20 protein-coding genes and 1 tRNA gene are annotated in these 21,621 nt (G+C 67.3%); 13 read left to right on the top strand and 8 right to left on the bottom strand.

Annotated elements, in window-relative coordinates; translation table 11 throughout:
- Positions 1–74: 74 nt before the first annotated feature.
- Positions 75–1,130: a putative 2-aminoethylphosphonate ABC transporter substrate-binding protein gene (locus tag HWX00_RS33305; protein ID WP_069706579.1), complete on the bottom strand. Its 1,056-nt coding sequence runs from the start codon at positions 1,128–1,130 to the stop codon at positions 75–77.
- Positions 1,131–1,339: 209 nt separating this feature from the next.
- Here HWX00_RS33305 and phnA point away from each other — a divergent pair, with 209 nt between their 5' ends.
- From phnA to HWX00_RS33330, 5 genes are all read left to right on the top strand, one after another.
- Complete coding sequence (gene phnA, locus HWX00_RS33310; RefSeq protein ID WP_059561579.1) at positions 1,340–2,578, top strand: phosphonoacetate hydrolase; 1,239 nt, start codon at positions 1,340–1,342, stop codon at positions 2,576–2,578.
- 29 nt (positions 2,579–2,607) lie between these two features.
- Positions 2,608–4,062, top strand: a complete 1,455-nt coding sequence (phnY, locus tag HWX00_RS33315) for a phosphonoacetaldehyde dehydrogenase (protein ID WP_034190339.1) — start codon at positions 2,608–2,610, stop codon at positions 4,060–4,062.
- A gap of 180 nt (positions 4,063–4,242) precedes the next feature.
- Positions 4,243–5,025 (top strand): amino acid ABC transporter substrate-binding protein, encoded by a 783-nt coding sequence (locus HWX00_RS33320; protein ID WP_175028608.1) that lies wholly within the window; start codon positions 4,243–4,245, stop codon positions 5,023–5,025.
- Positions 5,026–5,039: 14 nt separating this feature from the next.
- Complete coding sequence (locus HWX00_RS33325; RefSeq protein WP_034190212.1) at positions 5,040–5,720, top strand: amino acid ABC transporter permease; 681 nt, start codon at positions 5,040–5,042, stop codon at positions 5,718–5,720.
- Positions 5,717–6,475 carry an amino acid ABC transporter ATP-binding protein gene (locus HWX00_RS33330; protein WP_175028607.1) on the top strand — a complete coding sequence of 253 codons (759 nt, stop codon included), beginning with the start codon at positions 5,717–5,719 and terminating at the stop codon, positions 6,473–6,475. The genes HWX00_RS33325 and HWX00_RS33330 overlap by 4 nt, the downstream gene beginning before the upstream one ends.
- Positions 6,476–6,499: 24 nt before the next feature.
- On the opposite strand, the gene HWX00_RS33335 is transcribed toward HWX00_RS33330, so the two are convergent.
- A complete protein-coding gene (locus HWX00_RS33335) occupies positions 6,500–7,315 on the bottom strand; it encodes an alpha/beta fold hydrolase (RefSeq protein WP_059561465.1) in 816 nt (271 codons plus the stop codon).
- An 81-nt stretch (positions 7,316–7,396) separates the two neighbouring features.
- On the opposite strand from HWX00_RS33335, the gene HWX00_RS33340 reads away from it, so the two are divergent.
- Positions 7,397–8,011: a CGNR zinc finger domain-containing protein gene (locus tag HWX00_RS33340; RefSeq protein ID WP_124670494.1), complete on the top strand. Its 615-nt coding sequence runs from the start codon at positions 7,397–7,399 to the stop codon at positions 8,009–8,011.
- 36 nt (positions 8,012–8,047) lie between these two features.
- Here HWX00_RS33340 and HWX00_RS33345 read toward each other — a convergent pair whose 3' ends face one another.
- Positions 8,048–9,097 carry a DUF3592 domain-containing protein gene (locus tag HWX00_RS33345; protein WP_175028606.1) on the bottom strand — a complete coding sequence of 350 codons (1,050 nt, stop codon included), beginning with the start codon at positions 9,095–9,097 and terminating at the stop codon, positions 8,048–8,050.
- Between the two features lie 182 nt (positions 9,098–9,279).
- Positions 9,280–9,355 (bottom strand) — tRNA-Lys (locus HWX00_RS33350).
- Positions 9,356–9,545: 190 nt separating this feature from the next.
- Between HWX00_RS33350 and HWX00_RS33355 the strand changes: the two genes are divergently transcribed.
- Together HWX00_RS33355 and HWX00_RS33360 are read left to right on the top strand one after the other, a co-directional pair.
- The gene (locus HWX00_RS33355) at positions 9,546–9,950 is read left to right on the top strand and encodes a PaaI family thioesterase (RefSeq protein ID WP_034201217.1); all 405 of its coding nucleotides are present in this window, start codon (positions 9,546–9,548) and stop codon (positions 9,948–9,950) included.
- A gap of 8 nt (positions 9,951–9,958) precedes the next feature.
- A complete protein-coding gene (locus HWX00_RS33360) occupies positions 9,959–10,825 on the top strand; it encodes a patatin-like phospholipase family protein (RefSeq protein WP_034190218.1) in 867 nt (288 codons plus the stop codon).
- A 52-nt stretch (positions 10,826–10,877) separates the two neighbouring features.
- Here the strand turns inward: HWX00_RS33360 and HWX00_RS33365 are convergent, their stop codons facing one another.
- Complete coding sequence (locus HWX00_RS33365; RefSeq protein WP_034190219.1) at positions 10,878–11,891, bottom strand: D-2-hydroxyacid dehydrogenase family protein; 1,014 nt, start codon at positions 11,889–11,891, stop codon at positions 10,878–10,880.
- A gap of 426 nt (positions 11,892–12,317) precedes the next feature.
- Between HWX00_RS33365 and HWX00_RS33370 the strand changes: the two genes are divergently transcribed.
- Positions 12,318–13,367 (top strand): LysR family transcriptional regulator, encoded by a 1,050-nt coding sequence (locus HWX00_RS33370; protein WP_034190220.1) that lies wholly within the window; start codon positions 12,318–12,320, stop codon positions 13,365–13,367.
- Positions 13,368–13,498: 131 nt separating this feature from the next.
- Here the strand turns inward: HWX00_RS33370 and HWX00_RS33375 are convergent, their stop codons facing one another.
- The 3 genes from HWX00_RS33375 to dprA form a co-directional block, all read right to left on the bottom strand.
- Complete coding sequence (locus tag HWX00_RS33375; protein ID WP_175028605.1) at positions 13,499–16,123, bottom strand: DNA topoisomerase III; 2,625 nt, start codon at positions 16,121–16,123, stop codon at positions 13,499–13,501.
- Positions 16,124–16,317: 194 nt separating this feature from the next.
- Entirely contained in the window at positions 16,318–16,698 is a 381-nt protein-coding gene (locus HWX00_RS33380) for a thioredoxin family protein (RefSeq protein WP_034190222.1), read from the bottom strand.
- A 36-nt stretch (positions 16,699–16,734) separates the two neighbouring features.
- The gene (dprA, locus tag HWX00_RS33385) at positions 16,735–18,048 is read right to left on the bottom strand and encodes a DNA-processing protein DprA (RefSeq protein WP_226194145.1); all 1,314 of its coding nucleotides are present in this window, start codon (positions 18,046–18,048) and stop codon (positions 16,735–16,737) included.
- Positions 18,049–18,233: 185 nt separating this feature from the next.
- Here dprA and def point away from each other — a divergent pair, with 185 nt between their 5' ends.
- From def to htpX, 4 genes are all read left to right on the top strand, one after another.
- Positions 18,234–18,737, top strand: a complete 504-nt coding sequence (gene def, locus HWX00_RS33390) for a peptide deformylase (protein WP_006477461.1) — start codon at positions 18,234–18,236, stop codon at positions 18,735–18,737.
- Between the two features lie 33 nt (positions 18,738–18,770).
- A complete protein-coding gene (gene fmt / locus HWX00_RS33395; RefSeq protein WP_034190224.1) occupies positions 18,771–19,754 on the top strand; it encodes a methionyl-tRNA formyltransferase in 984 nt (327 codons plus the stop codon).
- Between the two features lie 110 nt (positions 19,755–19,864).
- Positions 19,865–20,506 carry a LysE family translocator gene (locus HWX00_RS33400; protein WP_034190225.1) on the top strand — a complete coding sequence of 214 codons (642 nt, stop codon included), beginning with the start codon at positions 19,865–19,867 and terminating at the stop codon, positions 20,504–20,506.
- Positions 20,507–20,606: 100 nt separating this feature from the next.
- On the top strand, positions 20,607–21,464 hold the full coding sequence (gene htpX, locus HWX00_RS33405; protein ID WP_059561479.1) for a zinc metalloprotease HtpX: 858 nt from the start codon (positions 20,607–20,609) through the stop codon (positions 21,462–21,464).
- Positions 21,465–21,621 lie beyond the last annotated feature (157 nt).

The raw sequence follows: 21,621 nt of genomic DNA on the forward strand, positions 1-21,621 counted from the left end.
GGATTCGACGAGGGGAAGGGGCACGGGGCGGCGCGTTGCGCGGCCCCGCTGCCGGTCGCGGCGTGCTGGCCGCGTTATTGCTGGGCCTTCGCCCCGTAGCGCTTCTGCCACGTATCGAGGATCGACTGGCGGTTCTTCGCCGACCACACGAAATCGTTCTTCACGAGCAGGTCCGCGTAGTTGTCGGGGATGCCGGCCAGCTTGCGCGCGACGCCCGGATACGCGACGATCGCCCACCAGCGCGCGGTGATCTGGTTCGCATCCTTGCTCGCCATGAAGTCGGCGAGCTTCTTCGCCGCCTCGGGCTGCTTCGTCGTCTTCATGATCGCCGTGCCTTCCATGTCCCAGCCGAGCCCTTCCTTCGGGAACACGAGGTCGATCGGCGCGCCCTGCGACTGCAGTTCGTGGCCGCGGAACTCGAACGAGATGCCGATGGGGAATTCGCCGGTGCCGGCGAGCGTGCACGGCTTCGAGCCCGAGTGGACGTACTGCGCGACGTTCTTGTCGAGCGCGTCCATGAATTTCCAGCCTTTGTCGTCGCCGAAGGTCTGCAGCCATGCGGTCACGTCGAGGTAGCCGGTGCCCGACGACACGGGGCTCGGCATCACGATCGCGCCTTTGTAGACCGGCTTCGTCAGGTCTTCCCACGACGTCGGTTTCGGGATGTTCTTCGCCTGCGCGGCGACGCGGTTGTAGCAGATCGTCGCGCCCCACACGTCCATGCCGACCCAGTGCGGCGGGTTGTTCGCGTCGCTGTACTTGCGCGTGAGCTGGTCGAAGCCCTTCGGCGCGTACGGCATCAGCATGCCCTGCAGGTCGAGCAGCGTGAGGCTCGACGCGGCGAGGCCGAGCACGACGTCCGCGCGCGGGTTGTTCTTTTCCGCGAGCAGCTTCGCGGTGACCGAGCCGGTCGAGTCGCGCACCCAGCGGATCTCGATGTCGGGGTTCGCTTTCTCGAACGCGTCCTTGTAGGGCTTCATCGCCTCGTCTTCCAGTGCGGTGTAGACGAGCAGCGACGTCCTCGCGTGCGCCGCCTGCGCGACGCCGAGCGCGACCGCCGCGGCCAGCGCGAGGCGGGCCGCGCCCGTCGCCCATGCGTTCAAACGCTTGTTTACCGGCACTTCGTTCATCTTCAGACCCCTTGACTGTGGCGCCGCGGCACACGGCGGATGAGTGGAGACCAGCCCTCTTGCTGCTGCGTTGTTTTGCTTTCTGTTCTCTGCATGTTGTTGACAATCTACAAATCATCCATTTTAATGTCAAGCATGGAAAACACCTCCCTTCGGCGCGGCGCGGGCGCCGACGGCTCAACCCCTTCGAACCGAAAGGAATGAACGTCATGAGTGAAACGCCTGTATCCGTGGAAGTGAACGGCCGCCGCTACAACTGGATGAGCCGGCCCGTGGTGGTGGTCTGCGTCGATGGCTGCGCATACGAATATCTGGAGGAAGCCGCCGAGGCCGGTGTCGCGCCGTTCCTGCGCACGCTGCTGAAGCCGGGCACGGCGCTCAAGGGCGAATGCGTGGTGCCGAGCTTCACGAACCCGAACAACCTGTCGATCGTGACCGGCGTGCCGCCGGCGATTCACGGGATCAGCGGCAACTATTTCTACGATCGCGACACCGGCGCCGAGGTGCTGATGAACGATCCGAAGTACCTGGTCGCGCCCACCGTGCTCGCGACCTTCGCCGAACAGGGTGCACGCGTCGCGGTCGTCACCGCGAAGGACAAGCTGCGCCGCCTGCTCGGCAAGGGGCTGAAGGGCATCTGCTTCTCGTCGGAAAAGGCCGACGAGGCGAGCCTCGAGGAAAACGGCATCGACAACGTGCTCGAGCTGGTCGGCAAGCCGGTGCCGAGCGTGTACAGCGCGGCGCTGTCGGAATTCGTGTTCGCGGCGGGCGTGCGCCTGCTCGAGACGCGCCCGATCGACCTGATGTACCTGTCGACCACCGACTACGTGCAGCACAAGTGCGCGCCCGGCACGCCCGGCGCGAACGCGTTCTACGAGATGATGGACCAGTACCTGCAGCGTCTCGACGCGCTCGGTGCGATCGTCGCGATCACGGCCGACCACGGGATGAACGCGAAGCACGACGACGAGACCGGCGAGCCGAACGTGATCTACCTGCAGGAACTGTTCGACGAGTGGCTCGGCCACGACGCGGCGCGCGTGATCCTGCCGATCACCGATCCGTACGTCGTTCATCACGGCGCGCTCGGCTCGTTCGCGACCGTCTACGTGCCGGCGACGGCCGATGCCGACGCGCTGCGCGCGCGGCTCGCCGCGGTCGACGGCATCGAGGTCGTGCTGACGGGCGCCGAAGGCTGCGCGCGCTTCGAGCTGCCGCCCGCACGGATGGGCGACCTGATCGTGATCTCGAAGCAGGACGTCGTGCTCGGCACGCGCCGCATCAAGCACGACCTGTCGGGCCTCGACGTGCCGCTGCGCTCGCACGGCGGCATCTCCGAGCAGATCGTGCCGCTGATCTTCAGCAAGCCGGTCGCGACCGACGTCGCGGCGCGCGCGCGGCTGCGCAACTTCGACATCATCGACATCGCGCTCAACCATCTGCAGTGATGCACCTGCATCCGCAAGGGGACATACTCATGAACGCCATTGCAGCATCGACGGCCGTCCGCGGGATTCGTCGCGAAGCACTGCGAATCGACGGCGAGCGGATTCATCGGGACGCGGTGATCGACGTGCGCAACCCGTACGACGGCTCGCTGGTCGGCACCGTGCCGAAGGCGACGCTGGACGACGTGCGCCGCGCGTTCGCGGTCGCGCGTGCATACCGGCCGGCGCTCACGCGTCACGATCGAGCGGCGATCCTGCGCCGCGCGGCCGACATCGTGCGTGCGCGCACGGCGGAGATCGCGGCGCTGATCACGGCCGAGGCCGGGTTGTGCCTCAAGGATTCGACGTACGAGGCGGGCCGCGTGGCCGACGTGCTGACGTTCGGCGCGGGCGAAGTGCTGAAGGATGACGGGCAGATCTTCTCGTGCGATCTGACGCCGCACGGCAAGAAACGCCGCGTGTACACGCAGCGCGACCCGCTGCTCGGCGTGATCTCCGCGATCACGCCGTTCAACCATCCGATGAACCAGGTCGCGCACAAGATCGTGCCGTCGATCGCGACCAACAACCGGATCGTCGTGAAGCCGTCGGAAAAGGTGCCGCTGTCGTGTTATCTCTTTGCGGACATCCTGTACGAAGCCGGCTTGCCGCCGCAGATGCTGCAGGTGATCACCGGCGACCCGAAGGAGATCGCCGACGAGCTGATCACGAACCCGGCGATCGACCTCATCACGTTCACGGGCGGCGTGTCGATCGGCAAGTCGATCGCGGCGCGGATGGGCTACCGGCGCGCCGTGCTCGAACTCGGCGGCAACGATCCGATCATCGTGATGGAAGACGCCGATCTCGACGAAGCGAGCACGCTCGCGGTGTCGGGCTCGTACAAGAACTCGGGGCAGCGCTGCACGGCGATCAAGCGGATGCTGGTGCACGAATCGGTGGCCGATCGCTTCACCGAACTCGTCGTCGAGAAGACGCGGGCCTGGTCGTACGGCAATCCGTCCGATCCGGCGGTGGACATGGGCACCGTGATCGACGAGGCGGCCGCGAAGTTCTGCGAGCAGCAGGTGAACGACGCGATCGCGCGTGGGGCGCGGCTGCTGGTCGGCAACGTGCGCGACGGCGCGCTGTATTCGCCGACGGTGATCGACCGCGTGACGCCCGACATGCCGATCGTGAAGTACGAGACGTTCGGCCCGGTGTCGCCGATCCTGCGCTTTCGCGACATCGACGACGCGATCCGGATGTCGAACAGCACCGACTATGCGCTGTCGTCGTCGGTGTGCACGAACCGCTTCGACCACATCACGCGCTTCATCACCGAGCTGGAAGTCGGCAGCGTGAACGTGCGCGAAGTGCCGGGTTACCGGCTCGAACTGACGCCGTTCGGCGGCGTGAAGGATTCGGGGCTCGGATACAAGGAAGGCGTGCAGGAAGCGATGAAGAGCTTCACGAATACGAAGACCTATTCGCTGCCGTGGTAAGCGGCGTGTAAGGCGCCCGCGCCAGTTGCGCGGCCGGTGCGGGCGTTATTCGATCGGCTCATATCGTTAGCGGATTTGCGTGTTTGTCGCGCTCCGGCGCATCGGTAGAATTCGCGGACCTCTCGAACGGCGCATGCGTGCCGGCGGGATGATTTCCTCTAATCATTCGGGGTCCGCACCATGAAATTCCTCCGCTCCATCCTGATCGTCGCGCTGCTGCAGGCCACCACGGCCACCAGCGCGCTGGCCGCCGACGACCTGTCGCAGATCAAGTCGTCCGGCGTGTTCCGGGTCGGCACCGAAGGCACCTATGCGCCGTTCACGTACCACGACGAAACGGGCAAGCTGACCGGTTTCGACGTCGACATCGCAACGGCGATCGCGCAGCGCCTCGGCGTGAAGCCGCAGTTCGTCGAAGGCAAGTGGGACGGCCTGATCGCGGGCCTCGACGTGAACCGCTACGATGCGGTCGTCAATGAAGTGTCGATCACCGACGCGCGCAAGGCGAAATACGATTTCTCGACCCCGTACATCACGTCGCACGCGGTGCTGATCGTGCGCTCGGACAACACGACGATCCGCTCGTTCGACGACCTGAAAGGCAAGAAGTCCGCGAACACGCTGACGAGCAATTTCGGCAAGCTCGCGGCCGCCCATGGCGCCGACGTGGTGCCGGTACAGGGCTTCAACGAATCGATCGATCTGCTGACGTCGGGGCGCGTCGATGCGACGATCAACGATTCGCTGTCGTACCTCGATTTCCGCAAGCACAAGCCCGACGCGAAACTGAAGATCGCGGCGACCGACAAGACCGGCGCCGGCGACGCATCCGGCGTGCTGCTGCGCAAGGGCAGCCCCGCGCTGGTGGCCGCGATCGACAAGGCACTGGCCGACATCAAGGCGGACGGCACCTACGCGAAGATCTCGCAGAAGTACTTCGGCCGCGACGTGTCGCAGCCGTGACGCGAGGCTGAACGATGCCGGCCTGGCTGCACCTGATGGCGGAATCGCTGCGGCCCCTGCTATACGCGGGGCTCGTGTTCACGGTTCCGCTCACGCTCGCGTCGTTCGCGATCGGACTACTGCTCGCGTTCGGCGCGGCGCTCGCGCGGCTGTTCGGGCCGCGCTGGGCGCAGGCCGTCGTGCGTTTCTATATCTGGCTGTTCCGCGGTTCGCCGTTGCTCGTGCAGCTGTTCGTGATCTTCTACGGATTGCCGAACGTCGGCATCGTGCTCGATCCGTTGACGGCGGCCGTGATCGGTTTCTCGCTGAACGTCGGCGCGTACAACGCCGAGGTGATCCGCGGCGTGATCGAATCGATGCCGAAGGGGCAGTGGGAAGCCGCTTATTCGATGGCGATGACGCGCGCGCAGGCGTTGCGCCGCGCGATCCTGCCGCAGGCCGCGCGCGTGGCGCTGCCCGCGCTGTCGAACTCGTTCATCTCGCTCGTGAAGGACACGTCGCTCGCGGCCGTGCTGACCGTGCCCGAGATTTTCCAGGCTGCGCAGCGGATTGCGGCAGTGACCTACGAGCCGCTGATTCTCTATACCGAAGCCGCGCTGATCTACCTGCTGTTCAGCTCGGTGCTGTCCACGTTGCAACGTCGCCTCGAAGCCCGCTTCGGCCGCCACGCGCTGTTCCAGGCGGAGTTGCGATGATCCGTCTCGAACGCATCGACAAGTCGTTCGGCGCGCAGCGCGTGCTGAGCGGAATCGACCTGGCATTGCAGCCGGGCAGCGTGACTGCGCTGATCGGGCCGTCCGGCAGCGGCAAGAGCACGCTGCTGCGCTGCGTGAACCTGCTCGAAGTGCCGGAAGCGGGCACGCTCGCGGTCGGCGACGCGCGCATCGAGTTCGCGCCGGGGCGGCGGCCGTCGCGCGACGCGGTGTTCGCGGTGCGCCGGCAGACCGGCATGGTGTTCCAGAACTTCCAGCTGTTTCCGCACCTGAGCGTCGTGCAGAACGTGATGGAGGGGCTCGTCACCGTGCAACGCTGGCCGCGCGAGCGGGCGCGCCAGCGGGCACTCGCGTTGCTCGACAAGGTCGGCATCGCGGACAAGGCCGACGCATGGCCGGCCACGTTGTCGGGCGGGCAGCAGCAGCGCGTCGCGATCGCACGTGCGCTCGCACCGTCTCCGCAGGTATTGTTGTGCGACGAGCCAACGTCGGCGCTCGATCCGGAGCTGTCCGTCGAAGTGGTCGAGGTGCTGCGCCAGCTCGCACGCGAAGGCACGACGATGCTGATGGCCACGCACGACCTGCGCCTGGCCGCGTCGATCGCACACGACGCGGTGTTCCTCGCCGACGGCCGCATCGTCGAGGCCGGTGCGTCGCGCGACCTGTTCGGCCGGCCGCGCGACCCGCGCACCGCGAAGTTCGTCGCGACGCTCGCGCAGGGCGTGCCGGCGTTCTGACGCGCGGCGCGATGCCGGCGGTGGTCAGCCGGTCACGTGCCCGTCCAGTACCGCGGCGACGATGGCCTCCGGCGCATCTTCCTGGACCAGGTGCCCGGCCCGCGGCACCCTGATCAGCCTGCCGTTCGCGATGCGATCGGCAAGCGCCTGCCCCTGTTCGAGCGGAATCCACGCGTCGTCCTCGCCCCACACGATGCGCACCGGGAAATCCGGCGGCGCGTAGCGCGCCTCGGCTTCCTCGATGTAGCACTGGCGCATCTGCGCGATCTGCCGATAGAACGCGGCCTGGCCGGCCGGCGTGAGCCACGGCGCACGGTAGATCGACAGCGCGTCGTCGCTCAGCGGCCGCGCCACCGCATGGCCGAGATAGGCCGTGAGGAGCGCGTGATGGGCATACGCGGGCAAGCCGGTGAACGCGGCTTCGTGCTGCGCGACGTGCCGCACGAACGGCGACCCTTGCGGCGCGATCGCGACCGGATTCACGAGCGTGAGATCCGCGTACGCGACGCCGTCGAGAAAGTGCGCGCGCAGCACGGTGGCGCCGCCGTAGTCGTGCGCGAGGACACGTGGCCGCGAAAGGCCCCACGCATTCAGCATCGCGCCGAACAGCGCGTTCTGGCGGCCGAGCGACACATCCGCGTCCGGCATGTCGGACTGGCCGTAGCCGAGCAGGTCGTAGCAATACACGCGATGACGCCGCGCGAGCCACGGCGCGATCCGGCGCCACACCTGCGATGAAAACGGCGTGCCGTGCACGAGCACCAGCGGCGGCCCTTCGCCGAACGCGCCCCAGGCAATCCGGTGGCCGTCGACATTGAAGCGATTCGGGAGTTCGAGCATCGGCTTCTCCGTGATAACCTGTTTTGGTTGTTAACAGGTTACGCCGGATCGTCCGGATGTGAAACTGATAGGTGAAAATAAATGGTTACTCGAACCGAGCCGGCGCGACACGCGCATGAATGGCGCGCGGCGGATTTCGTCGGCGGCCATCCGGCGCTCGATTTCCTCAATACGGTGGCCGACACGGGCAAGACTCGCGACGAGGACAAGCTCGTCGACTGGCCGGCCGTGCGCGCGTGGGCGGAGCAGGCCGGATTGCTGGCGCCGGACGATCTGGCGCGGCTGCTGCGTCATCCGCGGCAGGACGGGCCTGACGAACTGGCGGCGCTGCGCCGCTTTCGTGACGATGCGTATGCCGCGATCGCGCACCTGACGGCGGATGGGGGCGGCAGCGCCGGTGCGCGCGCGGCGGGCCGGCTCGCGGTGGCGATCCGCGAAGCGATCGGGCGCAGCGCATTCGATGCGATCGACGGCCGCTTCGCGTGGCGGCCCGACGCGCGCGCCGCGTCGCGCTGGATCGATGCGGCCGCGCTCGGCTTCGAGCAGTTGCTGCGCAGCGACGATTTCGCGCGTGTGCGTCAGTGCGGCCGGTGTACGTGGTTCTTCGTCGATCGCGGCCGTGGTGTCGGGCGCCGCTGGTGCGACATGCGCACGTGCGGGAACCGCGCGAAGGTGGAGGCGTTCAGGGAACGATGAAGCGCACGGCGTGACGGGGCGCGCGCCGTGCGTGCGTCATTGGGCGGCTTCGCGCGGCCGGTGTTCGGGCCACAGCGTCGCGGCGATGAACAGCCCGGCGGCGAGGAACGGCGCACCGATCGCGAACAGGATGGCCGTGAGGCCCCAGCGATCCCAGAAGCGGTCGACGATCGCGCGTTCGGGGGTGACGGGGTCGTACAGCACGTTGACCGTGTCGCCCTCGTGCAGGCCCGGATGCGACGCCGCCGAGCCTTGCGCGAACGTGATCAGCCGCCCGCTGTCGGTCGTGAACGCGACGATGGCCGAATAGAGCGACGTGCGCGAGCGCGACGACCGTCCGTTTTTCGCGATCTCGACGACGTGGCCGGTCGAGCGCGCGTAGTGGTGGACGATCTGCCACTGATGCAGCGCGGTCGCGCCGGCGCCGGCGAAAAAGCCCGTGCCGATCGCGATCGGAATCAGCACGATCGCGACATCCCAGCGGCGCCGCGCCCGTTTGAGCGCGGCGCGGGTCGGCGGCGGCTCGGCCGGCCGGCGCCGCCGCTCGGCGGCAATCAGCAGGCCGCCGATCGCGAACGACGCGACGGCGAGCAGCGCCGGCACGAGCACCGGAAACCAGCGTTGCGCGAAATCGTCGATCAGGGCGGGGCGGTCGGGGTGGGCGGGGTCGAGCAGCACGTCGACGTTCTCGCCGATGTCGTACGCCGGGACGGTCGAGGCGGTATTGCCGGCAATTTCGCGGCGCTGGCCGTCGTTCGCGAGGTACGCGACGATCGGCCGGTACGCGCGCATCGCGTCGCTGTCCTGCACGATGCGCACGACCGTGCCCGGCGCGCGGATCAAGTGGCCGGTTGCGCGGCCGGCCGTGACGGCGAGCACGCCCGCGAGCACGAGCAGCGCGACGCCGAGTGCCAGCGCGACGAGCGCGTCCTTACCCGGCATGGTCCGATCCGGTTCGTGCGTCGCGCGGCGGATTCGGACGGGCTCGGGTGCGCGGCTCGACCCGACGGACAAGCCGATATCGGCGCAACCAGGCCCTCTGAATGGTCGCGTCTCGTTCACATGCTTCCATGTATGACGTCCCATGTTCTCTCAGTGCCGGCAGGCAAACGCCTGGGCCGGTCGTGTGATATTTGTCGGACGATTCTAGCGGAAACGTTGCGCGAGAGGCGCGCGGGTTGCATGCCGAGAAAGGTGTACAACCGTGAAATTCGGCGGCGGAAAAGGAAAAGGCCGGTCAGCTTGCGCTGACCGGCCTTTGAAATTCCTGGTGGGGCGTGAGTGACTCGAACACTCGACCTACGGATTAAGAGTCCGCTGCTCTACCAACTGAGCTAACGCCCCCAACAGAAGAAAGATTATGCCGGGGTTTTCAGGGCATGGCAAGCCCTTTGTGCAAATTTCCTGAAAATATTTCGTCACGCCGGCGGCCGGCGGCGGCGCGGTAACGAGCGATCGCAGTTTGCGCGCTCCCGGTATGATGACGCCATACGTGTTGCGCGGCGGTCGCGCAACGCTTTCTGGACAGTCGAAGATGGACGAAAACGCAGTCCGCGAATTGCTGGATCGCCTGCTGGCCCCGTGGGTCCGCTCGCTGGGTCTGGTCCCCGTGTCGATCGGCGACGACAGCGTCACGCTGCGCCTGCCGTTTTCCGGCGAATTCCGCCATTCGGGTGGCATCATCTGCGGCCAGGTGTTCACGGCGGCCGCCGACACCGCGATGGTGGTCGCGATCTCGTCCGCGCTCGGCGAGTTCCGGCCGATGACGACGGTATCGCTGAACACCAACTTCATGCGTCCCGTGCGCAAGGGCGACGTGCTTGTCACCGCGCGCGTGCTGCGGATGGGCCGCAACCTCGTGTTCGGCGAAGTCGAGCTGTTCGACGAGGACGGCAAGATGGCCGTCCATGCGACGTCGACCTACGCCCTCGTCAGCTGAGCGGCGCGATGTTCGACCAGATCGTTTTTGCGGGCGGCGGCAATCGCTGCTGGTGGCAGGCCGGCTTCTGGGACGTCGCGCAGCCGGCGCTCGGCCTGCGCCCGCGCGTGATCACCGGCATCTCGGCCGGCGCCGCGACCGCGTGCATGCTGTATACACGCGACGCCGCATGGGTGATGCGCTATTACGAAGAGGCGCTGCGCGACAACCGGAAGAACGCGTACTGGGGCAACCTGTTCGGGCGCGAGCCCGTGTTTCCGCATTACCGCATCTATCGCCAGGCGTTGCTCGACATCTACGGCGAGCCGTTCGCGAAGCTGGCCGACGCGCCGGAGATCCGCATCGGCGTGTCGCACGTGCCGCGCTGGCTCGGCGCGCGCAGCGCGGTCGCCGCCGGGCTCGTCGCGTACAACATCGAGAAATACGTGCGCAAGACGCTGCACCCGACGCTCGGGCGCACGCTCGGCTTTCGGCCCGAATTCGTGCGGGCGCAGGCCTGCACGCGCGTCGACGAACTCGCCGACCTGATCCTGCAGTCGTCCTGCACGCCGCCGTTCACGCCGGTATTGCGCCGCGGCGGCCGGCCCGTGCTCGACGGCGGGATGGTCGACAACGTGCCCGTCGACGCGCTCGACCCGTCGCCCGGCGACGTGCTGGTGCTCGTCACGCGGCTGTATCCGCGTCCGCAGATGTTCACGGTCGCGCACGGCGATCAGCGGCGGCTGTACGTGCAGCCGTCGAGCAAGGTACCGATTTCGAGCTGGGATTACACGAGCCCGTCGCAGATGCGGCACGCGTACGATCTCGGGCGGCGCGACGGCGAGCATTTCCTCACGCGCGTCGGCGCGATGACGGGCGGCCGCGCGGCCGCCTGACGATCGGGAAGGGAGAAGCGGGGGCCGCGCGGCGCGCGCGCAGCCCGTGCGATCAGCGCTTGCGGATCGGCGTCAGCGCTTCCGGGTTGGCGACGCTCGACATGTCGCCGTCGTCGAACGCGAGGATGTTGCGGAACGCCGCGCTGAAGTAAAGCTCGTAGCTTTCGCGCTCGACGTAGCCGATGTGCGGCGTGCAGATCACGTTTTCCATCCGCAGCAGGCTGTAGCCCTGCAGGATCGGCTCGCTCTCGAACACGTCGATCGCGACCATCCCCGGACGGTTGTGCGACAGCGCGTTGACGAGCGCGTTTTCCTCCAGCAGCTCGGCGCGGCTCGTGTTGACGAGCAGCGACGTCGGTTTCATTCGCATCAGGTCTTCCTGCTTCACGATCCCGCGCGTGTCGTCGTGCAGGCGCAGGTGCAGCGACAGCACGTCGCTCTGCTCGAACAGCGCTTCGCGGCTCTCGGCCGCCGTGTAGCCGTCGGCGCGCGCGGCTTCGAGCGAATGCTCACGGCCCCAGATCAGCACGTTCATCCCGAAGGCCTTGCCGTAGCCGGCGACGAGCCGGCCGATCTTGCCGTAGCCCCAGATCCCGAGCGTCTGGCCGCGCAGCACCTGGCCGAGGCCGAAGTTCGGCGGCAGCGCCGACGTCTTCAGGCCCGACTGCTGCCAGGCGCCCTGCTTCAGGTTCGCGACGTATTGCGGAATGCGGCGCTGGGCGGCCATCACGAGCGCCCACGTCAGTTCGGCGGGCGCGATCGGCGAACCGGTGCCTTCGAGCACCGCGATGCCGCGGTCGGTACAGGCTTCCAGATCGATGTGGCTCGACACGCGGCCGGTCTGGCTGATCATGCGCAGGTTCGGCAGCTTGGCGAGCAGTTGCGACGTAATCGGGGTCCGTTCACGAATCAGCACGAGCGCCTCGACTTCCGCCAGGCGGCTTGCGAGCTGTCCCAGGCCGCGCACCGTATTGTTGAAGACCTTCACGTCGTGGCCGGCGAGCATCTCGAAGCAGTTCAGCTTGCGGACGGCGTCCTGGTAGTCGTCGAGGATGGCAATTTTCATGGTGAACGGGTGTCGCGCGTTGAAAGCGGCCGTGGCGGCGGCGCACGTTGCGCGCCCGTCCCGCCCGGCCGGGGCCGACATGATGCTACGTCGGCCGCCTTCATGGTGTCTTTTTAACAGGTTGTTACGCTCCGCCGCAATTGGCGGGAGCCTGACCCGGCGCCGCTCGCGCGCAGTGTGGAAGGGTGCGCTGTTGTGTCGCATCAGACACGTCCTTCCTGATTCGGCTGCTTACTCGACGAGGTTCACCCAATTGTTGCTCCAATCAGAATAATTGGATCATCCATCCGCGTAAGGCGAGGATTTTTGACTATTTTTATCGTCAACCGGTGCCTTGTTGAGCAACTCTGCATCATTTCCGCTGTCGTAGGAGAATTACGCATTTGCTTCATCTTTTTGAAGTTGTACTAGCGGCAGGAGTCGTTTATGGATCATTTGCAGTCGATGCGCGTGTTCGTCAAGGTTGCAGATCTCGGCAGTTTCGCGCGGGCCGCGAGCGCAATGGATATCTCCAACGCGGTCGCGACGCGCCATGTCGCCGACCTGGAAGGCCGGCTTGGCACACGTTTGCTCAATCGCACCACGCGCAGCCTCTCCCTGACGGAGTCGGGTCAGGTCTATCTGGAGCGTGCCCGCCAGATCCTCGATGAGCTCGAGGACGTCGAGCAGATGGTCGTCGCGCGCAATCACGAGCCGGTCGGCACGCTGCGCATCGTCGCGCCGGTCGTGTTCGGCCTGCACAACCTCGCGCCCGTGCTGCAGTCGTACACGGAGAATTTCCCGAAAGTGGTGCCGGATCTCACGCTGGTCGACCGGCAGGTCGATCTCGTCGAGGAGGGCTTCGATGTCGGTATCGTCGTCACGCGCCAGATGCGCAGCGCGAGCATCGTCACGCGGCGCCTGACCACCGGCTGCATGACCGTGTGCGCGACGCCGAGCTACCTGGAGAAGCACGGTGTGCCGACGCATCCGGAGCAGCTCGCCGAGCACCCGAGCCTGAGCCTGCCGACCGAATACTGGGGCGACGAGCGCGTGTTCACGGGGCCGGACGGCGAAGTGCGCGTGCGCCCGACCAACGTGATCGTCGCGAACAACACCGCGATGCTGCGCCAGTTCGCGCTGCTCGGCATGGGCGTCGCGATCCTGCCGAGCTACCTGATCGGCAGCGACATCGCGCGCGGCGCGCTGGTGCGGCTGCTGCCGGATTTCCGGCTGCCGCAGGTCGAGATCAACATCGCGTACCCGAGCCGGCGCCATCTGCCTGCGAAGGTTCGGACCTTCATCGACCACCTCGTCGAGCATTTCAGCCACTCGACCGACGCGATGATGGGGGAACAGTGGGCCGCGCAGAGTTCGGCGCTCGCGCCGATCGGCGTCGAGACGCGTGCCGAGCAGCCGGAAGCGGCCGACCCGAACCTGTCGCCGCGCTTGCCGCGTTCGCCGCGCACGCGCGTCGCGGCGCCGTCGCCGCTGTAACGGCGCGACGGCCGGGCGGCGGTTGCCGCCGGCACAAAAGAAAAACGCGGATCGAGCGATCGATCCGCGTTTTTTTCATGGCTGCCTGGCGCAGCCCGATACGCCGGGGAAGGCTCCCGGCGGCCGGGCCGTTACGACCCCGTCTTGCGCGTCGTCGTCTTGCGGGCGGCGGTCTTGGTCGCCGTGGTCTTGGCGGCCGTCTTGCGGGCCGGTGCCGCTTTCTCTTCGGCGCCTTCCGTCACGGTTTCGGCCTCCTTCGTTGCCGATTTTGCCGTCTTCTTCGCGGCGGCGGCCTTCGGTTCCTTCTTCTCGAACTCGAAACCGATCTTGCCGTCCGGCTGCTTCACGAGGAACGCCTTGAAGTTGCGGCCGGTACGCGACGACTTGAAGTTCGGCAGCAGATCCGTGCGGCCGTCGGCCAGCAGCTTGCCCATCTGCTCGCGCGTGATTTCCTGTTGCAGGATCACCTTGCCCGAGCGGAAGTCGCAGGTCTTCGGGTTCGCCACCGAGTGCTCGCACACGTAGCTCATCCCGTGCTCGAACACGCGGCCCTTGCACTTCGGGCACGCGCCGACCGGTTCCTGCGCGGAGAAGTCGGGCGCTTCGCCTTCCTCGCCGCCCTGGTCCTGGCCGAAATCGAACTCGAGCTTGTAGTTCTTCGTCTCGTCGTCGAAGGACAGCTTGAGGATCGCCGAGAACGGGCGGCCCATCTTGCTGCGGAAGCCGGACAGCGGCCCGATTTCCTTCTTCTGCAGCAATTCCTCGACTTCCGGGATCTCGAACTGCCGGCTGCCCGGGATCTTCGAGATCGAGAACTCGCACTTCGTGCACGCGAAGCGGCGGTAGTTTTCCTTCACCTGGCCGCCGCAGTTCGGGCATGGCGTCTCGAGCGTCGCGTAATCGCCGGGGATCGTGTCGGAATCGTATTCCTTCGCGCGCTTGACGATCTGCTGCGTCATGCGGGCGATTTCCTGCATGAACGCGTCCCGCCCGAGATTGCCGCGCTCCATCTGCGACAGCTTGTATTCCCATTCGCCGGTCAGCTCGGGCGCGGTCAGTTCCTTCACGCCGAGCCCGCGCAGCAGCGTCATCAGCTGGAATGCCTTCGCGGTCGGGATCAGCTCGCGGCCTTCGCGCAGCAGGTATTTCTCGCCGAGCAGGCCTTCGATGATCGCCGCACGCGTTGCCGGCGTGCCGAGACCCTTCGCGGCCATCGCCTCGCGCAGCTCGTCGTCCTCGACGAGCTTGCCCGCGCCTTCCATCGCCGACAGCAGCGTCGCTTCCGAATAGCGTGCGGGCGGCTTCGTCACGAGCGCGACGGCGGCGATTTCGTCCGTCTTCACCTTCTCGTCCTTCTGCACCGGCACGAGGTTCGCGTCCGCGCCTTCGGCGTCGCGGCCGTACACCTGCAGCCAGCCCGGCTCGACGAGCACCTTGCCTTCGGTCTTGAAGTGATGGCCGGCGACTTCGGTGATCCGCGTCGTGACGCGGAATTCGGCCGCCGGGAAGAACACGGCGAGGAAGCGCTTCACGACCATGTCGTAGAGCTTCTGCTCCGGCTCGGACAGCGACTTCGGCGCCTGCAGCGTCGGGATGATTGCAAAGTGGTCACTGATCTTCGAGTTGTCGAAGATCCGCTTGTTCGGCTTGACCCAGCCCTTGTCGAGCACCTGCTTCGCGTGCGGCAGGTAGTTGTTGCTCTCCTTGAGCATCTCGAGCGTGGACTCGACCGTCGACAGGTAGTCTTCCGGCAGCGCGCGCGCGTCGGTACGCGGGTAGGTCAGCACCTTGTGCTTTTCATACAGCGCCTGCGCGAGACCGAGCGTGTTCTTCGCGGAGAAGCCGAAGCGGCTGTTCGCCTCGCGCTGCAGGCTCGTCAGGTCGAACAGCAGCGGCGACAGTTGCGTTGACGGCTTCGATTCCTCGGAGACCGTGCCGATCTGGTCGCGGCACGCGGCGACGATCGTTTCGGCGGCCGGCAGGCTCCACAGGCGGGAGTCGCGCTTCTCCGGATCGAATTCGTCGCGCTTGAATTTCGGGTCGAACCACTTGCCTTCGTAGAAGCCGCCGGCGCACGCAAACTCGGCCTTCACTTCCCAGTAGTCGCGCGGAATGAAACGGCGGATTTTCTCTTCACGTTCGACGACGATCGACAGCGTTGGCGTCTGAACGCGGCCGACGGTGGTCAGGAAGAAGCCGCCGCCCTTGCTGTTGAACGCGGTCATCGCGCGGGTGCCGTTGATCCCGACGAGCCAGTCGGCTTCCGAGCGGCAGCGCGCCGCGTCGGCGAGCGGCTGCATGTCGGTGTCGCTGCGCAGGTTCGCGAAACCGTCGCGGATCGCCTGCGGCGTCATCGACTGCAGCCACAGGCGCTGGACCGGCTGCTTCGCCTTCGCGTGCTGCGCGATCAGGCGGAAAATCAGTTCGCCCTCGCGCCCCGCGTCACATGCGTTGATCAGGCGGTCGACGTCCTTGCGCTTCATCAGCTTCGTGAGCACCTTGAGGCGCGACTCGCTTTTTGCGATCGGGTTCAGGTCGAAATGCGGGGGGATGACGGGCAGATGCGCGAAGCTCCATTTCCCGCGCTTGACCTCGTACTCTTCCGGGGCGGCGATTTCCAGCAGGTGGCCGACAGCGGACGAAAGGACGAAATCGTCGCTCTCGTAATACTCGTCATGCTTGGTAAAGCCGCCCAAAGCGCGTGCGATGTCGTTCGCGACAGAAGGCTTTTCCGCAATGATCAGTGCTTTGGACATGACAGGTGTGTGTTGGTAGACCGGGTTCGCCGGTTGTGGGTCGCTTTTACGACCGCTTTATAGCACACGCCGCAGCGACGGCGGCTCGGCGTGTAAAAAGCGGCCCATCATAGAGGGGGGCTGCAACGGCGGCAAGCGCCCCGCCGCGGCGAGGCGCGCAAACACGCGCCCAACCGCTGCGCCGGCCGGCGAATTCAGGCTTCGACGATCAGGACGTTGCGCAATTTCGGTGCGTGCGGCGCGCCGGGTACCGCGCTCAGGTCGGACAGCATCCGCTCGACGATCGCCGCGTGTGGCAGCACCGTGCCGAAGAAACGTGCGGTGTTGGCATCCTCGATCAGGATCGTCGGGAAGTTCTCGACGTCGAGATCGTCGAGCCGGTCGGCATGCGTTTCGATGTCGATCCAGGCGAAACAGGCGTTTGGATGCGCATCGGCGAGTTGGTCGAAGGCCGTCCGGTAGTCACGGCACGTGCCGCACCACTCGGCGCACAGGCAGGCGACGAGCAACGTGCCGGGATCGGCGAGGCGCTCGGCGATCCGATCCGCATCGGTGTCGAGGTTCAGCGCGGGCATGGAATTCCTTGGATATCGTCGGCGGCTTGGCCGCCTCTATGCCGGGGAATGTAGCACGCCGCGCGCGGCCGGGGTGGGCGCGGCGTCAAGCCGCGCGAAGCGTCCGCCGGGGAGGCTGGCGACGCGGCCGGCCAGCTCCAGCGCCAGCAGCGCGCCGTGCAGCACGTCGTCGGGCAGGCCGCTGTGTTCGGCGAGCCACTCGTAGGTAACGGGGCCGTATCCCAAGGCGGCAAGCACGGCTCGGTCCGGCGGGGAGCAGGGTGGCGGGCCGTCGATCCGGGCCGGCGCGATGGCCGCTGCGGCGGAATCCGCTGGTGCGATGGAGGCGGATTCGGAGGCGCGAATTTCGCCGTCTGTCGGGTCACGGCTGTCGGCGCGCGCGGCACCACCCGTCGCGCGCGCTGCCGGTTCGCCCAACCCGTATTCCTCCAGCACGTCGAGCGGCGATGCGGTGAGCTTCGCGCCGTCGCGGATCAGCGCGTGGCAGCCCTGGGCAAGCGGTGCGTGGATCGAGCCCGGCACCGCGAACACGTCGCGCCCCAGTTCGTTCGCGAGCCGCGCGGTGATCAGCGAGCCGGAGCGCGGGGCGGCCTCGACGACGAGCGTGCCGATCGCCAGCGCGGCAATCAGCCGGTTGCGCCGCGGGAAATGCGCGGCACGGGCCGGCGTGCCGAGCGGCCATTCGGACACGATCGCGCCGCGTGCGGCGATCTCGTGCGCGAGTGCGCGATGCCGCGCCGGATAGACGAGATCGGCGCCCGTCGCGATGACGGCGACCGTGCCCGAGCGGCCGTCGAGCCCGCCGCGATGCGCGGCACCGTCGATCCCGAGCGCGAGGCCCGAGACGATCGAGAGCCCTGCGTCGGACAACGCGCGAGCGAAGCCCGTTGCGTCGGCGAGCCCCTGCGGCGTCGCGTGCCGGCTGCCGACCACGGCGAGGCCGCGTGCATGCAGCAGGTCGAGCCGGCCCTTTACATATAGCAGGGGCGGCGGATCGTGCAGGTCGCGCAGCCGCGGCGGGTAGGCCGGATCGTTGAGCGTGACCAGCACATTGCCCGGCGCGTCGAGCCACGCGAGCGCGGCGTCGGTGCACACGTCGAGATCGCCGCGCTCGCTCGCGCGGACGGCTTGCGCGGCGGCGGCGCTGCTCACCGCGGCAATGGCCGGGTCGGATGCGCGCAACAGCGCGGCCGGCGAACCGAAGGTATCGAGCAGGATCTGCAGCACGGCCGGCGCGAGGCCGGGCGCATGCGCGAGCTGCAGCCACGCGCGCAGCGCGGACGGCGTCAGCGCTTGCGGCGACATGAGGCTGCCCTCGAATGCGGCGGCCAGCGAACCGCGTGGCGCCATGATAAAATTTTCATCATCCGAAATACTCGACAGGGCCGCGCGCACAAGCGTCCGGCCGATTGCAGGAGGCGCGATCCGCGGCGTTGATTCGCCACGCATCCGCCCCATCTTCATTGCATCCCGGCGGCGGCACCAGTCGGCCGGACGGCCGATGCGGCACGTCGCTCCACCGAATACCGAACACCATGGCTTTGCTCAATATTCTTCATTACCCCGACAAGCGGCTGCACAAGGTCGCCAAGCCCGTCGACAAGGTCGACGACCGGATCCGCAAGCTCGTCGCCGACATGGCCGAAACCATGTACGCGGCGCCCGGCATCGGCCTGGCGGCCACGCAGGTCGACGTGCACGAGCGCGTGATCGTGATCGACGTCTCCGAGGAGAAGAACGAGTTGCGCGCGTTCATCAACCCCGAGATCGTGTGGTCGAGCGACGCGAAGCAGATCTATGAAGAGGGCTGCCTGTCGGTGCCGGGCATCTACGACGAAGTCGAGCGGCCCGATCACGTGCGCGTGCGCGCGCTCAACGAGCAGGGCGAGACCTTCGAGCTCGACTGCGAAGGCCTGCTCGCCGTGTGCGTCCAGCACGAGATGGATCACCTGATGGGGCGCGTGTTCGTCGAATACCTGTCGCCGCTCAAGCAGACGCGCATCAAGACGAAGATGAAGAAACTCGAACGCGCGATGTAACGCGCGTTCCCCCTGCCCGACCCGAACGCTTTCATGACCCATACGTTGCGCGTGATTTTTGCCGGCACGCCGGAATTCGCCGCGGCTGCCCTTGCCGCGATCCACGAGGCCGGTTTCCCGGTGCCGCTCGTGCTCACCCAGCCCGATCGCCCTGCGGGGCGCGGGATGAAGCTGCAGGCGAGCGCCGTGAAGCGTTACGCCGTCGAGCACGGGATGCCGGTCGCGCAGCCGCCGTCGCTGCGCCGCGCGGGCAAGTACCCGGCCGAGGCGGCCGACGCGATCGAGCTGCTGCGCACGACGCCGCACGACGTGATGGTGGTGGCCGCGTACGGCCTGCTGCTGCCGCAGGAAGTGCTCGACATCCCGCGTGCCGGCTGCATCAACATCCATGCGTCGCTGCTGCCGCGCTGGCGCGGCGCCGCGCCGATCCATCGTGCGATCGAGGCCGGCGACGCCGAGACGGGCGTCACGCTGATGCAGATGGACGTCGGCCTCGACACCGGCGCGATGATCGAGGAAGCCCGCGTCGCGATCGCGGCCGACGATACGACCGCGACGCTGCACGACCGTCTGGCCGCCGACGGCGCGCGGCTGATCGTCGACGCGCTCGTGCGGCTCGAGCGCGACGGCACGCTGCCGGCGACGCCGCAGCCGGCCGACGGCGTGACCTATGCGGAAAAGATCGACAAGCACGAAGCGGCGCTCGACTGGCGCAAGCCTGCCGACGTGCTCGCGCGCCAGGTGCGTGCGTTCGATCCGTTTCCGGGCGGCGTCGCGACGCTCGACGGCGCGGCGATCAAGCTGTGGGCGGCCGAGCCCGTGGCGGCGCGCGGCGACGCGGCGCCCGGCACGATCGTCGAAGCCGCGCCGGAAGGCGTGGTCGTCGCGTGCGGCAGCGGCGCGCTGCGCGTCACGCAGTTGCAGAAGCCGGGCGGCAAGCGGTTGCCCGCGCGCGAATTCCTGGCCGGCTCGCCGCTCGCCGCGGGCCAGCGTTTCGCGTTGCCCGACGCGGCCTGAGCGCCATTCGATCCGACCTGCCCGCCCTGCGCAATCGGCCGAACGGCCGAGTCGCGCGGCGCGGCAGGCGCGCGTAGAATTTCCCTGCGCTCTCCGGTTTCGAGGTTTTCATGTTCGGCATCACCCATTTCGGTTTCTTCGTGCTGGCGGTTTTCTTGCTGAACGTCACGCCCGGCCCCGATACGGCCTACATCGTCGGCCGCAGCGTCGCGCAGGGCCGCGGCGCGGGGCTGATGTCGGCGTTCGGCATTTCGGCCGGCTGCTGCGTGCACGCGCTCGCGTGCGCATTCGGCCTGACCGCGCTGCTCGCGGCGTCGGCCACCGCGTTCACGGTGATCAAGCTGGTTGGCGCGGCCTACCTGATCTACCTCGGCGTGCGGATGATCGTCACGAAGCAGGCCGCCGCGCCGTCGGGCGCCGAAGTCGCGCAGGCCGCGGCCGTCAAGCCGCTGCGCCAGCTGTTCATGCAGGGCTTCTGGACCAACGTGCTGAACCCGAAGGTCGTGCTGTTCTTCGTGTCGTTCTTTCCGCAGTTCGTGTCGGCCGACAGCCCGCACAAGGCATGGGCGTTCCTGACCCTCGGCGCGGTGTTCGTCGCGATGAGCACGGTCTGGACCAGCCTCGTCGCATGGGTGGCGGGCAGCGTCACGCAGCGTTTTTCCGGCAAGCCGGGCGTCAGGAAGTGGCTCGACCGCACGGTCGGCAGCGCGTTCGTCGGCCTCGGGCTGCGTCTTGCGGCATCGCAACGCTGAGATTGAATTTTTCCGGCAAGACCTTATCTAACAAATCGCTTACAATTTTCCGCCGTGCGCTGTGATGCGCGGCGGGTCCCCTGACGGATAAGGAGTGGGTATGTTCAATTGGGTCAAAACGGCGATGCTGATGGCCGCGATCACGGCCCTGTTCATCGTGATCGGCGGGATGATCGGCGGCTCGCGGGGCATGACGATCGCGCTGCTGTTCGCGCTCGCCATGAATTTCTTCTCGTACTGGTTCTCGGACAAGATGGTGCTGCGCATGTACAACGCGCAGGAAGTCGACGAGAACACGGCGCCGCAGTTCTACCGGATGGTGCGCGAGCTGGCCACGCGCGCGAACCTGCCGATGCCGCGCGTCTACCTGATCAACGAGGATGCGCCGAACGCGTTCGCGACGGGCCGCAACCCCGAGCATGCGGCGGTCGCCGCGACGACGGGCATCCTGCGCGTGCTGTCGGAGCGCGAGATGCGCGGCGTGATGGCGCACGAGCTCGCGCACGTGAAGCACCGCGACATCCTGATCTCGACGATCACCGCGACGATGGCGGGCGCGATCTCCGCGCTCGCGAACTTCGCGATGTTCTTCGGCGGGCGCGACGAGAACGGCCGGCCGGCCAACCCGATCGCGGGTATCGCGGTCGCGCTGCTCGCGCCGATCGCCGGCGCGCTGATCCAGATGGCGATTTCGCGGGCCCGCGAGTTCGAGGCCGACCGCGGCGGCGCGCAGATTTCCGGCGATCCGCAGTCGCTCGCGACCGCGCTCGACAAGATCCATCGCTATGCGGCGGGTATCCCGTTCCAGGCGGCCGAGGCCCATCCGGCCACCGCGCAGATGATGATCATGAACCCGCTGCACGGCGGCGGCCTGCAGAACCTGTTCTCGACGCACCCGGCCACCGAGGAGCGCATCGCGCGCCTGATGGAGATGGCGCGTACCGGCCGCTTCGACTGAACCCCGGCGTACCGCGCGGCCGTTGCCGCGCGGGGGCCGTCACGCCACCCCGCACGCTTCGCGCTGCGGGGTGTTTCATTTGCGCGCGCCTTAAAGAGGTCAAAGGGGCCAAAGGGGCCGCGTGGTCGCACGCTACAATGCGCGGTTGGGGATCGCG

This window comes from Burkholderia seminalis DSM 23518 (genome assembly GCF_902832885.1).
GTDB lineage: Bacteria > Pseudomonadota > Gammaproteobacteria > Burkholderiales > Burkholderiaceae > Burkholderia > Burkholderia seminalis.

Coding starts and splice junctions, on each gene's coding strand:
- HWX00_RS33305 (WP_069706579.1), bottom strand. CDS start 1,130: ATGAACGAAGTGCCGGTAAACAAGCGTTTGAACGCATGGGCGACGGGC.
- phnA (WP_059561579.1), top strand. CDS start 1,340: ATGAGTGAAACGCCTGTATCCGTGGAAGTGAACGGCCGCCGCTACAAC.
- phnY (WP_034190339.1), top strand. CDS start 2,608: ATGAACGCCATTGCAGCATCGACGGCCGTCCGCGGGATTCGTCGCGAA.
- HWX00_RS33320 (WP_175028608.1), top strand. CDS start 4,243: ATGAAATTCCTCCGCTCCATCCTGATCGTCGCGCTGCTGCAGGCCACC.
- HWX00_RS33325 (WP_034190212.1), top strand. CDS start 5,040: ATGCCGGCCTGGCTGCACCTGATGGCGGAATCGCTGCGGCCCCTGCTA.
- HWX00_RS33330 (WP_175028607.1), top strand. CDS start 5,717: ATGATCCGTCTCGAACGCATCGACAAGTCGTTCGGCGCGCAGCGCGTG.
- HWX00_RS33335 (WP_059561465.1), bottom strand. CDS start 7,315: ATGCTCGAACTCCCGAATCGCTTCAATGTCGACGGCCACCGGATTGCC.
- HWX00_RS33340 (WP_124670494.1), top strand. CDS start 7,397: ATGGTTACTCGAACCGAGCCGGCGCGACACGCGCATGAATGGCGCGCG.
- HWX00_RS33345 (WP_175028606.1), bottom strand. CDS start 9,097: ATGGGACGTCATACATGGAAGCATGTGAACGAGACGCGACCATTCAGA.
- HWX00_RS33355 (WP_034201217.1), top strand. CDS start 9,546: ATGGACGAAAACGCAGTCCGCGAATTGCTGGATCGCCTGCTGGCCCCG.
- HWX00_RS33360 (WP_034190218.1), top strand. CDS start 9,959: ATGTTCGACCAGATCGTTTTTGCGGGCGGCGGCAATCGCTGCTGGTGG.
- HWX00_RS33365 (WP_034190219.1), bottom strand. CDS start 11,891: ATGAAAATTGCCATCCTCGACGACTACCAGGACGCCGTCCGCAAGCTG.
- HWX00_RS33370 (WP_034190220.1), top strand. CDS start 12,318: ATGGATCATTTGCAGTCGATGCGCGTGTTCGTCAAGGTTGCAGATCTC.
- HWX00_RS33375 (WP_175028605.1), bottom strand. CDS start 16,123: ATGTCCAAAGCACTGATCATTGCGGAAAAGCCTTCTGTCGCGAACGAC.
- HWX00_RS33380 (WP_034190222.1), bottom strand. CDS start 16,698: ATGCCCGCGCTGAACCTCGACACCGATGCGGATCGGATCGCCGAGCGC.
- dprA (WP_226194145.1), bottom strand. CDS start 18,048: ATGGCGCCACGCGGTTCGCTGGCCGCCGCATTCGAGGGCAGCCTCATG.
- def (WP_006477461.1), top strand. CDS start 18,234: ATGGCTTTGCTCAATATTCTTCATTACCCCGACAAGCGGCTGCACAAG.
- fmt (WP_034190224.1), top strand. CDS start 18,771: ATGACCCATACGTTGCGCGTGATTTTTGCCGGCACGCCGGAATTCGCC.
- HWX00_RS33400 (WP_034190225.1), top strand. CDS start 19,865: ATGTTCGGCATCACCCATTTCGGTTTCTTCGTGCTGGCGGTTTTCTTG.
- htpX (WP_059561479.1), top strand. CDS start 20,607: ATGTTCAATTGGGTCAAAACGGCGATGCTGATGGCCGCGATCACGGCC.